Consider the following 12,037-nt stretch of genomic DNA (forward strand, 5'->3'; position numbering starts at 1 on the left):
ATTGATTAAACCGCATAACGAAGGTTAAAGTATGACCACTAAGGAAAAAGCAGAGCAAAACTCGAACTCAATTATCGAGCCGCCATTTAGGGAAGAAGAAGCAAATCAATTTTTTTAAAAAGTTTACTCTGACCCCACTTATTTTTAGGAAAAGCACATGAACAACAATGTATTACAACTCTTTGTCGAACTGATAAACCTTGCCTCTGGGTTAGTTTTCTTCTATTGCTTATTTTCGATTCCAGCACAGTTCATCAGGCGATTTCGCTTGAAAAGACAAGGCAAGACTGTGTCACCAATACTCCTCATAATTAGAAAACTTCTGAAGTACTGGTTATTTACCGCCTTAATTCTAATACCGTTTTCGTTGGTAATCAGTTATTTGGCACTGAGCGGAGGAAACCTATCCGATAAGGAAATATTCGTTCTGCTGGTCACACAAGTTTTTATAGGCAATATTGGAACAACACTGCTGTTTGGCTATGTGTTCATGAAAGCAAATAAGGCTAGCTGGAGTCACTCGGTGCTAGAACAGAACGGTTCAGCGCCATTAGAGGCAACGACATAACAATTCACTCCGGCCGCAAATGATGTGGCCTCTGTGGGTCAGCCTATGCAGTGTCTTCACAAAGCGTTAGGTTATATCACATTGATAAGGAAACACGATGGCAACGTTAGCAGCAAGCTTTGCAGGATGGAACATCTTCGTTTTATTAGTAATTCTTTTATGTTATGGCGTGGGAGCGTTGTCAGATCGTTTCAGGTTTATAGAGTTGATTGTAATAATATTACTGGCTAGCTTATTTTTGCTAATATTTGTGCCACTCTCACCGCTAACTTACTTGTTAGTCAAAGAAGATAAAGAAGAGCAAGGTTCCTATTTTAGGTATCTCGCGAATTACTTTAAAGGAATGTTTGAAATAGTCGCAAAAAAATAACTAGGACGTAAATTAGGCCCCCATCTTAAATCACATGGTTTAGTATCATCTACTAAAATAAGTGGGCAGAGTAAACATAATATCACCCAACAAAAAACCGCCCCACAGACCGCTGTTTTATACCTCGATAGCTAGGATAAAGAGTTAGGATCGGAGTTAGGACATATATGGTCACCTCGGGGTTAGCAAGGCCAATGTCCTATTTTGTTCCATATATGTCCTGTTTTTCCGGTTTCAACAAAAACTGGACATTTATTCCCCGCATATTGCTTTTAGTAAATTAGGGCTAACAGTCCCGAATTCAACCCCGAAGTGCGACACTCGACAATTAAGCAGCTAACTGTAGTGGCTCGCAAACATAATACCGCGAGCTTGATTACATCCGGCTTCTCGGACTCAGATTAACTGTTAAAAAGCCGAACGCTCGGCTCACAATCACTGCTAATGAGATATCCAGAATTAATAACGAGCTTGAATTTATCCTTATCGGCTCACATTAACTGGCTACAGTTGTCATTCATTATGCTCAGTGGACAGTCGCATAAATTTACAAATGTTGGAGTTGCCGTGACCAGCAACCAGCATTGAGGTTATCAATGAACAGCGTTATAGCTGATCGAAATCCTCAGGAAGCAAAATCTCGTACTAATGTTATTGATGGCTAATTTTGGATTATAATAGACCGTATGTAAGTACGGTAAATGGACGTAACTTTGTATACAATCGGCCAATTAGCTAATGCAGCTGTCGTTAACGTTGAAACTATCCGCTACTACGAACGCCGCGGTCTTGTTGAACAGCCTGGTAAACCGACACAGGGGTTTCGCCGGTATCCTGTCACTACCCTGAATCGGCTTCGATTTATCAAGCGGGCGCAGGAGTTAGGGTTCACACTGGAAGAAATCCATCATCTGCTCACACTCAATGATACCCCATGTCAGGGCGTTCAGGACGTGGCCACACTCAAGCTTGCCAATGTCCGCTCAAAGATTGCAGATCTGCAGAGTCTGGAACTTGTTCTTCATCACCTGCTGAGCCAATGCGCATCCAATCCGGATCAGACCCATTGCCCCATTATCGAATCCCTACAACCACATAACAACTAAACCCACCGATTGGGCTTGACTCCGTACTATGGTACGGCATCTACACTGACACCGATAGCTCTAATCCCAGGAGTAAAACGTGTCCATAAAAGAGTCAAATCTCCCCGTTATCGGTGGAATAGTTGCGGCTATTGGTGCAGGCGTTTGTTGTGCCGGTCCTTTCGTTTTGTTGCTACTTGGGGTGAGTGGTTCCTGGATTGGTCATTTGACCATGTTAGAACCTTATCGCCCTATTTTTATTCTGCTGGTTTTAACCTCGTTTGGATTTGCTGGCTGGAAGGTCTATCGACCTACTGACATGTGCGCTCCAGGAACAGTCTGTGCAGTTCCCCAAGTGCGAAAACGCAGGCAGGTGATCTTTTGGTTATCAGCACTCACAGCATTAATGTTAGTCACCAGCAATTATTGGATTGTCTGGTTCGCCTGAATACTTTTTACCCTCAATTTTGTTAACGTTTTATACGTTATTGGAGCGAATGATGAAGAAAATCACCTTGTTGTTTTTGCTAACGTTGACCAGCCTGAGCGCTATAGCCGAAACGAAAACGGTTACGTTGGAAGTTCCGACCATGAACTGCGTCACTTGTCCGTTTACGGTCAAAAAAGCCTTACAAAATGTCGAGGGCGTCAGTAAAGCTGAAGTCACCTTTGACACCAAGTTAGCAGTAGTCACCTTCGATGACGAAAAAACCACGGTGAAAGCACTGACTGAAGCCACCACTAACGCGGGTTATCCGTCAACGGTCAAAGAGTAAAGCGCGGAAAGACTACTACGATTACGGACACTGTTTCGGCGATAAGCTGAGCTTGTTGGTTTGCAATAATTAACAATCGCAGAAAATACATCTGTGCTGTTGAGGAACGAAAATGCTCTTGTTATCGATAAAAGGGATGACCTGCCCAAGCTGTGTCTCCCATATTAAAGATGCGCTCGATGCGACCGAAGGAGTGAATAACGTTGAGATCTCCTATGCAAATGCCAGCGCAGCGGTCACCACAAACGGGAAGGTAAGTGTGGCGGATCTCGTCAAGGCGGTTAAAACTCTGGGTTATGCTGCACAAGTCAATCCAGAACCTCAAACTTGTTTTGACAACACTAATCTCAGCAATACAGAAAATATCAGCCCACAACAGGTGGTGATCATTGGCAGTGGCTCTGGTGCTTTTGCCTGTGCGATTAAAGCTGCTGACGGAGGAGCTAAGGTTACGCTCATCGAAGGTGCGGATGTTATTGGCGGCTGCTGTGTCAATGTCGGCTGTGTCCCGTCCAAGATCCTGATCCGCGCCGCACAACTGGCGCAGCAACAACGAAACAATCCTTTTATCGGATTGGCAAATCATTCACCCCAGCTCAATCGCGCACTGTTGGCTGAGCAACAAACAGCGCTTGTCGAAGAATTACGCGTGGCAAAATACCAAAATATTCTGGATATCAATCCGGCACTGAGTTTGATAAAAGGTTGGGCGACTTTCAAAAACGCGAACACTTTGATTGTCAGCAAAAGTGATGGCTCCCAACAAGAAATACACGCTGACAAGGTGCTGATTGCTACCGGTTCGAGCCCGACCATCCCACCTATTGAAGGTCTGAGCGAAACCCCGTACTGGACTTCTTCTGAAGCGCTGTTTGCGACTGAACTACCAGAACATCTGGTCATCATTGGATCTTCTGTCGTTGCGCTGGAAATTGCTCAGGCTTATCGCCGTTTAGGCAGTGACGTTACCCTATTGGCCAGACACACGCTTCTTTATCGCGATGAGCCGTTACTCGGTGAAAAATTAACAGACTGCTTTGAGAATGAAGGTATCAGGGTTCTAAACCATACCGAGGCGTCACATGTTTCCCATGACGGACGGCAGTTTACCTTGAAAACCAATGCAGGCACTTTACGCTGTGACAAGCTTCTAATATGCACAGGGCGTCATGCAAATACAGCCAGTCTTAACCTCGATGCAGTTGGGATCAGGACAGACAAACACGGGGCGATCATCGTTAACGAGATGATGGAAACAAGCGTTCCAGGGGTTTATGCCGCAGGTGATTGTTCCACTATGCCGCAGTTTGTATATGTCGCTGCGGCGGCGGGTAGCCGCGCAGGAATGAATATGACCGGTGGCGAGAGTAAACTTGACCTATCCTCGATGCCGGCGGTCATTTTTACCGATCCGCAGGTTGCAACCGTCGGACTGACGGAAGTTGAGGCCAGACAGCAGGGTATTCACACGGACAGCCGGGTACTCGACATGAAAAATGTACCCAGAGCACTGGCCAATTTCGAAACTGACGGCTTTATCAAGCTCGTGATTGAAAAGACCACAGGAAGACTGATTGGTGCACAACTTTTGGCCCATGAAGGCGGAGAAATGATCCAAACTGCAGCTCTAGCTATCCGCAATCGGATGACTATCACTGAGTTAGCTGACCAGTTGTTTCCATATTTGACCATGGTTGAAGGGATCAAGCTCTGCGCTCAAACCTTTCACAAAGATGTGAATGAGTTGTCCTGCTGTGCTGGATGAAATTGACAACGGCCAGTTGATAACACTGGCCTAATTTCGTCTGAAAATAAAACAATCTTCTTTAAAATCGATCCTCATTCTTTTGGTTCATAAAAATGAACGTATTTATGAACCAACAAGAGGTGCATGCAACCCTGAAAAAAATTCTCAAAAAACCGTTCAGTTAACTGGTTGATGAAATCAGCGTTCAGAACCATACTCTTTCATTCAATTAAATGAACGATTCAGGGTTATCTGATGATTTTTGGGTACTGCCGGATCAGCACCAAAGGGCAAAGTTTTGACCTGCAGGAAGACGCGCTCAAAAACGCCGGTTGTGAACGTGTTTTTAGAGATATCGCTTCCGGCGCAAAAACCAAAAGACCTGGCCTTGATGATTTACTTGGTCAGCTCAGAGCTGGCGACATCATCGTGGTATATAAACTGGACCGGCTCGGACGGTCGTTACAGCATTTGGTGCATTTGATGAACCAATTGACCGAACAGCAGATTGGCCTTCGCAGTCTTAACGACCCAGTGGATACCACCACGCCACAAGGGCGTCTCATCACGAATGTGTTTGCCTCCATCGCTGAATTTGAACGGGATTTGATTAGGGAGCGCACAAAAGCAGGATTGGCTTCGGCTCGGGCACGCGGACGCAACGGAGGGCGACCAGCAGGACTTAGCAAAGACGCCCAAAATGTGGCAATAGCGGCAGAAGCATTATACAAGCAAGGCAGTCTCAGTGCGCAGCAAATTGCCGCACAGCTCAATATCTCCAAGACCACTCTTTATAAATACCTACGACTTCAGGGAGTTGGTATTGGCAGTGTTGGGCTCAGGTGATGCCATGAACTCAGCGAAGCGCGGCATTGCACAGGAAGTTTTGATTGATCTCTACCATCGATTGGAAGGCTTACCGCCGCGCTGTGCTCAGCGACGTGACATCATTGCACAGGCCACAGCCCTCTACGGCATTTCAGAAAGTTCCTTGTACCGACACTTACGCAATTTGTACCAGCCAAAATCCATCCGCCGCAGCGATGCGGGTAAACCCAGAGCCATTCCGCAGGCTGAACTGGAACAGTATTGCGAAATCATTGCGGCGCTGAAGATCCGTACGATGAATAAAAATGGCCGTCATCTTTCAACAGCCAATGCGATTGCACTGCTGGAGCGCACAGGTGTTGGCTCGGATTATGGGTTCATCAAAGTGCCGGTTGGACGATTGAACAAAGCAACCGTCAATCGTTACCTGCAGCAATGGGGTTTTAATCCGAAACAAGTACTCAGAGATACGCCTGCGGTCCGGTTCCAAGCCACATATAGCAATGAATGCTGGCAATTCGATCTAAGCCCATCTGATTTGAAGCATGTGCAGGAACCGCTCTGGTTTGATCCACAAAAAGGCAGGCCGCTGCTGATGCTCTACAGCGTGGTCGATGACCGCAGCGGGGTTTGCTATCAGGAATATCGGAACGTCTATGGCGAGGATACGCCAGCGGCCTTACTGTTTTTGTTCAATGCCATGAGTGCGAAGTCTGACAGCGAGTTTCCATTCCGTGGTATCCCGAAAACCATCTATCTGGATAATGGTCCCATCGCTAAAAGCCGTGTATTTCGCAATGTCATGGTATTTTTGGGCGTTGAGCTGAAAGTCCATGAACCTGCAAGCGCCACTGACAGGCGCAAAACTGCCCGTTCAAAAGGCAAAGTCGAGCGAGCCTTTCGGACAGTCAAAGAATGCCATGAAGTGCTCTATCACCTGCGGGAACCCAAAAATGAGGTCGAAGCCAATGACATGCTGCGGGAATACCTAAAGCAATATAACGACCACTCGCACCGTTTAGAGACTCATTCCCGCATGGAGGACTGGCAACTCAATATTCCGCCTTCTGGTATTCAAAGCATGTGCAGCTGGGAGCGATTTTGTGCATTTGCCAGAGAACCGGAGCAACGTACTGTCGGCATTGATGCCAGGATCAGCGTCGATGGCACCGTTTATGAAATCAGTCCGGAACTTGCCGGTGAACGGGTTGTACTCTGGTGGGGGCTGTTTGACGACGAACTATTTGTTGAACATGAAGGCAAGCGGTACGGAGCATATCTTCCAGTCAGCGGTCCTATTCCTCTCTACCGGTACCGGAAATTTAAAAAGACTCAGGCTGAGAAAAAATTAGATAAATTAGAAACTTTGGCAAAGTCGCTGAGCTTGCGGGATATTGGGGACGAGCAAAATGTGGCCATCCTCAAAACGATGCTTAAAACCGTGAATGTTATTGCGGATAAACCGTTTGCAGACCCTGATCCTTATAACGACCTGAGCTACTCAAGTGTACTCAAAGCAAAGCTCGCCATCGCAGACTATCTCGGTAAGCCACTGGCGCTGTTAAGCCAAACAGATCGGGACTTTATAGAAGCCATTTTGGATGAAACATTGGAAAAATCCGTTGTCATGGCACGACTGAAATCGTACTTCCATCCAAAAGGAGATAGCACTCATGCAACTTGAAGTCATGGAGCACTACGGCATTATTAAGTATTTTCGGGACGCGGACTATTTCGAAACTGAGCACCAGCGGCGGATCTTTAATCAGCTCAAAAAGGTGATCCCTGAGGGGCAGCTGATTGCATTATCCGGTGTAGTCGGCAGCGGTAAAACCACGACATTATCACGACTGCAAGACTTACTGGCGAAAGAGAAAAAAGTCATTGTTGCAAAATCGTTGTCTGTCGAGAAGACAAAGACCAATCTTGGAACGCTGATCACCGCTCTGTTTTATGATGTCAGCGGAGATAAAGACTATCGGGTACCCAAACTCGGCGAGAAGCGGGAACGTGAATTACGCGACTTAATTCAGGATGTCAAAAAGCCAGTGGTGCTGTTAGTGGACGAAGCCCATGATTTGCATCATCGTACGCTGACGGGATTAAAACGGTTGATGGAAGTGATCAGAGACGGTGGTGGCAAACTGTCAATTTTATTAGCCGGTCATCCAAAGCTAAAAAATGACTTAAAAGGCCCAACGATGGAAGAAGTAGGTTATCGGACCATTGTCGTGTCATTAGATGCTATGCAGGGCAACTTGCGCGAGTACGTGTACTGGCTGCTGGACAATTGCACAGATGATAAAACCAAACCCACAGATGTCATCGAGGAACAGGCCATCGACTACCTGGTAGAGCGATTGACGACACCATTGCAAATTGAGCAACACTTATCGCTGGCATTGGAAGAAGGTTTTAATGTGGGTGTGAAACCTATCACGGTTGACGTGTTGGATTTAACCCTGTCCAGACGGATCAATGATATAGAGCCACGTCTTATCCGGCATGGCTACAGCGAAAAAGTACTGGTGGATCAGTTTCATTACAAACCGGCTGAGCTTCGGAAATTTTTTAAAGGTGAGTTGGATGCTAATCGGGTCAAAGAAATTACGCAGGACTTGCGGGAAGCTGGGCTGCCCATTTAAAGGAACTTTATGTCTGAAAAGATACAGTGGCAGCCGATTAGCATGCTGCCTTTACTTGTTCAAATGGTTGAGGAAGTGCACAGCAGTACCCAACAGCAGACCCTCAACCTGGAGAAAGCAAAGGGTAATCCATTTTTGTTTTCGGCCTGTGAGCTAATCAGAACGGAAAGAGCTTACCAGGAACAGCTGGGTTCGCTGAGTTTATTTCAGCAGCAATGTGAGCGGTGGCTTGCAGAAGACATTCAACCTGAAAACGAAGTGATGGTCATGGATACGCTGGAGAGACTGTTAGAAATGGACATTATGACGAAAACCGTACTTACGCAACTCAAGTCATTTGTTGGTACCTAATGTGAGCCTAGCTAGATGAATTCAAGCCCGATGGCACAGCGGCAAATCTCATTGGCACTGATTGTGAGCCGAGCACTTGGCTTATTATCAATTAATCTGAGTCGGGAAAACCGGATGTAATCAAGCTTGCGGGATTATGTTTGCGAGCCACTACAGATAGGCCCATTAAGCTTGAAACGATAGGACTAAACATTCAGCACCTATTTGATAACATGTCACAAGCTTATGGTAAATTCAACCAGGTCTTACATCTTTAATTTGATGTATTGTTCTGTGGTTATCTAGCACTTTATCGTAGGTAAGCTTTTCCAATTTGTCGTGTACTGTGGTGTGAGTAAATCACGTCGCATTGACCATTTTTGTTCCATCCCTTGAGCGGCTAAAAATAAGGTATCAGTACCATAACGCTGGTTAATGCCGTCTAAGGTTTGCATCAATGCTGGATTGGCTTTAGATGAATTAAACATGTCGAGTTGAGTGTGTTTTTGATCGCTTAAATCAAGCAGCCCTATTCCCATTCGGTAATATCTCACTCCTTGCCTAAAGAGTCTTGGTGCCGCCATGCTCATTGCCTGAGTTAACTCTTTTGTGCAATTTGTTGGGCAAGGAAAAGACACCAACACTTTAAAGTTTGCAGGATGGTCATCATAGGGTGAATTACTCGCGAACATCATCATGGTTTTACAGTGAGATCCTTGTCGTCTGGCTTTTGCAGCAGCAATACCAATATGTTTACTCAATGCTTGCAACAAAGAATCGTAATCTATAATTCGCTCACCAACGCTGCGAGTCGAGAATATTTGCAGTTTATCTGCCCTTGCCTCATCCCATTGTTTACAAGCCAGTCCATTTAATTCACGTACAGTTCGCTCTATTTCAATACTAAATTGTTTGCGGGCTAACCCTGGAGGAATATTGGCAAGCTCTAATGCGTTTTTTATATCCATCAATGCTAATTTTTGACTAATACGACGACCAATGCCCCATACATCATTGACATTCATGGCACGTAAAATAGCCAATCGCTCATCTTCATTGTCAATGACGCATACACCTTGGTAGCCAGGCAATTTTTGGGCTGCGTGATTAGCTGCTTTTGCCAACGTTAAAGTTGGCCCCATCCCCACACACACGGGTAATCGAGTTTCTTTCCAGACAGCGCGTCTAATGAGTTGACCTTGACTTCGCAAGCATTTAATTGCTGGATAGCATTGTTTAAAAGACAGAAAGCTTTCATCAATGGAATAAATATGTTGCTCTGGTGCAAAACGGCCAATGATGTTCATCATTTTTAAGGATAAATCAGCATAGAGTTCATAGTTGCTTGAGCAAGCAATCACTCCTAAGCGCTGACACATGTCTTTCACTTTGAAGTAAGGAGAAAACTTAGGTATGCCAAGTTCTTTCGCTTGCCGATTTGCAGCCACAATACAACCATCATTGTTACTTAATACAATAATGGGTTTACCACGCCAATCAGGCCTAAAGACTTGCTCTGCACTGCAATAAAATGAGTTCGCATCCACCAAAGCAAACATGTTTCACTCTCCTTACTTACCAGCCAGTAACGGGCTTTGTCGATGGCACCGTATTGAGCGAATAACCACGCCTTCAATACTGAAAGAGTCATAATCATTGATGGGTTGAGGCTGATGATTTTCATTGGATGACAGTAGCTGTCTGCGAGGTTTATCAAGGATTTTGCATACAAACTCACCATTGAAATTAGCCACTATTACATCACCATCACGAACCGTTTCATGCCTGTCCACTATCAATAAATCACCATAGAAAATTCCCACACCTTGCATCGAATCACCAGTGGCCACACCAATGAATGTGGCACTAGGATGCTCTATAAGTAGCTCATCTAGACTTAATGCTAACTGTAAATATTCTGAAGCTGGAGATTCGAAACCAGTAATACCAGCACTTGCATGAATAGGGATAATGCACATATTTATAACCACTGTACATTTGTACAGTTATTTTATGCGATCTAATTTTTATTGCTAGATCTTTAATGTTTTTTTCGCAGAAGGAACCTCTTCAAAAATAAGACCAGCATGCGCCAGTCATTATATCTATATGATTATATTATTAAAGTTTCTATGAAGAAGGTAATATGTTCGTTTAACTTGGAAGATTAAGAAGAGGTTATTGCTTTTGTTGTAACGTCTCAACAATATTAGTGGTGCTCGAACTCGAAAAAATAAAGCTCCTCAAAGAAGGAGCTTTATTATCGTGAGATTTACTTGTAGTACTGATAACGTCGTTTGGAATTATGCTTCCAACTTTTTGCTAGGTCATTCACATACGCTGGATAGTCATCCCATGGGTTAGCCAACGATCTTCCACGAGCTGCTCGTAACTTGATCGGGTAACCTTTGCACTCAATCATATGAAGGAAGTAATAACCCTTTTCCTGTTTTGTTGAAAAGTGCTTGTGGGCTCCACTGCGTACGCTGGGATAATAACCCCAACAATATTGACACTGGCTTTTAATACGATTTCGGTACTGATGTTTTAGTTTTTTCATTTACCCTCCAGGTTTACATTACCTAGAAGGGATCCTCTGCAAAGTAGTTCATTTATCCACCTTATATGTGCTGTCTAACTTAGTCTTACATATCAACAGTATGATCATATGAGTTATATTTGTAAAATCATCTTTCATTGTTATTTCCTGGTGATAAGTTTACTCAGTCAACTTATCACCAGGAAGCCATGTTCATGCAATACGATATTGAGCTCAGTCGCCAAATCATGAGCAGCTGGATAGATGATGGCAGACTAAGCATCGATAATAATAGATCTAACCGTACAGTAAAACCATTTGTGATATGCCGAAATAATTGGTTTTTTGCCACACGGCAAATGGGGTCCATGCCAGTGGCACGCATTAAAATATAGTCGAAACGGCGAAGGTAAATAGTCTAATCCCATTTTATTACATCATGGTTCACCACAGTCTATACTGGCTGTTGGATGATTCAATGGGTGAGGACTATTGCCTGATTTATCAAAATCATGCATCAGAGAATTGGTCATTGTTACGCAAACTATCGTTAAATATGCTCCGCTCAGAATCATCTAAGTGAAGTATACCCATGAAACAAAAACGAGCCAGGATGAAACCAGAATATTTAGAAGACGTTTTGAGTGCAGGCTTAACCGAGTTGGTTGAAATTTAATTCAATATTTCCATGCTCAACCTAAGTAAACTAACTTAACAGTTCAACCCAGTATTTTTATTAAATTTGCTGTAAGGATGTGACATTAGCTGCTCGACCTTCGTCAAATGGAAGTTCTTCTGACATTCTAGTTTCCGTCCTACGCTGAATGTGCAATGTAGTCATTGACTGCATTTTCTACCGCAGCATTCAAACTAATGCTTTGCGATAGCGCTATTTCATTCAGTCGAGCGTGAACCTCTGGCGAGATCCGAACGTTGAATTTGCCAGAGAAGTTTTTGTAAGGCTCAATGCCACGCTCCTGACACATCTCTAAAAAAACGCTTAATGACTTCGCGCCCTCGGCTTCCAATTGAGCGACGCTTTCACCATAGAAATCCGCGCCGCCGTTTAAGCCTACGAACTCACCACGGAATGTTTCAGCGTCTGGATCATAATCAATAAAGGCTTTTACCCCGTTGATCATCATAAGA

Annotated in this window: 13 protein-coding genes and 2 pseudogenes; 12 read left to right on the plus strand and 3 right to left on the minus strand. The window is 44.5% G+C overall.

The window, feature by feature from the left end:
* Positions 1-157 precede the first annotated feature (157 nt).
* The 10 genes from L5M18_RS13160 (at position 158) to L5M18_RS13205 (ending at position 8,370) form a co-directional block, all read left to right on the plus strand.
* Entirely contained in the window at positions 158-568 is a 411-nt protein-coding gene (locus tag L5M18_RS13160; RefSeq protein WP_263197245.1) for a hypothetical protein, read from the plus strand.
* A gap of 97 nt (positions 569-665) precedes the next feature.
* Positions 666-938 carry a hypothetical protein gene (locus L5M18_RS13165; RefSeq protein ID WP_263197246.1) on the plus strand — a complete coding sequence of 91 codons (273 nt, stop codon included), beginning with the start codon at positions 666-668 and terminating at the stop codon, positions 936-938.
* Positions 939-1,639: 701 nt separating this feature from the next.
* Complete coding sequence (merR, locus tag L5M18_RS13170; RefSeq protein ID WP_011790469.1) at positions 1,640-2,044, plus strand: Hg(II)-responsive transcriptional regulator; 405 nt, start codon at positions 1,640-1,642, stop codon at positions 2,042-2,044.
* A gap of 79 nt (positions 2,045-2,123) precedes the next feature.
* Positions 2,124-2,471: a mercuric transporter MerT family protein gene (locus L5M18_RS13175; protein WP_011790470.1), complete on the plus strand. Its 348-nt coding sequence runs from the start codon at positions 2,124-2,126 to the stop codon at positions 2,469-2,471.
* Between the two features lie 52 nt (positions 2,472-2,523).
* Positions 2,524-2,799, plus strand: a complete 276-nt coding sequence (gene merP, locus L5M18_RS13180) for a mercury resistance system periplasmic binding protein MerP (protein ID WP_011790471.1) — start codon at positions 2,524-2,526, stop codon at positions 2,797-2,799.
* Positions 2,800-2,911: 112 nt separating this feature from the next.
* On the plus strand, positions 2,912-4,564 hold the full coding sequence (merA, locus tag L5M18_RS13185; protein WP_011790472.1) for a mercury(II) reductase: 1,653 nt from the start codon (positions 2,912-2,914) through the stop codon (positions 4,562-4,564).
* Positions 4,565-4,801: 237 nt separating this feature from the next.
* Complete coding sequence (locus L5M18_RS13190; RefSeq protein ID WP_011790473.1) at positions 4,802-5,392, plus strand: recombinase family protein; 591 nt, start codon at positions 4,802-4,804, stop codon at positions 5,390-5,392.
* A gap of 25 nt (positions 5,393-5,417) precedes the next feature.
* Positions 5,418-7,058 carry a DDE-type integrase/transposase/recombinase gene (locus L5M18_RS13195; RefSeq protein WP_167313644.1) on the plus strand — a complete coding sequence of 547 codons (1,641 nt, stop codon included), beginning with the start codon at positions 5,418-5,420 and terminating at the stop codon, positions 7,056-7,058.
* A complete protein-coding gene (locus tag L5M18_RS13200) occupies positions 7,048-8,019 on the plus strand; it encodes an ExeA family protein (RefSeq protein WP_011790475.1) in 972 nt (323 codons plus the stop codon). The genes L5M18_RS13195 and L5M18_RS13200 overlap by 11 nt, the downstream gene beginning before the upstream one ends.
* Positions 8,020-8,028: 9 nt before the next feature.
* The gene (locus L5M18_RS13205) at positions 8,029-8,370 is read left to right on the plus strand and encodes a hypothetical protein (protein WP_011918360.1); all 342 of its coding nucleotides are present in this window, start codon (positions 8,029-8,031) and stop codon (positions 8,368-8,370) included.
* A 281-nt stretch (positions 8,371-8,651) separates the two neighbouring features.
* Here the strand turns inward: L5M18_RS13205 and L5M18_RS13210 are convergent, their stop codons facing one another.
* Both L5M18_RS13210 and L5M18_RS13215 read right to left on the minus strand, forming a co-directional pair.
* Positions 8,652-9,908: a Y-family DNA polymerase gene (locus tag L5M18_RS13210; protein WP_263197248.1), complete on the minus strand. Its 1,257-nt coding sequence runs from the start codon at positions 9,906-9,908 to the stop codon at positions 8,652-8,654.
* Between the two features lie 12 nt (positions 9,909-9,920).
* A complete protein-coding gene (locus L5M18_RS13215; protein WP_263197249.1) occupies positions 9,921-10,328 on the minus strand; it encodes a LexA family protein in 408 nt (135 codons plus the stop codon).
* 820 nt (positions 10,329-11,148) lie between these two features.
* Here L5M18_RS13215 and L5M18_RS13220 point away from each other — a divergent pair.
* Together L5M18_RS13220 and L5M18_RS13225 are read left to right on the plus strand one after the other, a co-directional pair.
* A pseudogene (locus tag L5M18_RS13220) lies at positions 11,149-11,273 on the plus strand (IS66 family transposase); the annotation flags it as partial.
* A gap of 57 nt (positions 11,274-11,330) precedes the next feature.
* Positions 11,331-11,564 (plus strand): annotated as a pseudogene (locus L5M18_RS13225) (transposase); the annotation flags it as partial.
* A 139-nt stretch (positions 11,565-11,703) separates the two neighbouring features.
* Here the strand turns inward: L5M18_RS13225 and L5M18_RS13230 are convergent.
* On the minus strand, positions 11,704-12,037 hold a 334-nt coding region (locus L5M18_RS13230), incomplete at its 5' end, for a type II toxin-antitoxin system HicB family antitoxin (RefSeq protein WP_263197250.1).

This window comes from Shewanella sp. SM20, from assembly GCF_025654545.1.
GTDB classification, from domain to species: Bacteria; Pseudomonadota; Gammaproteobacteria; order Enterobacterales; family Shewanellaceae; genus Shewanella; species Shewanella oncorhynchi.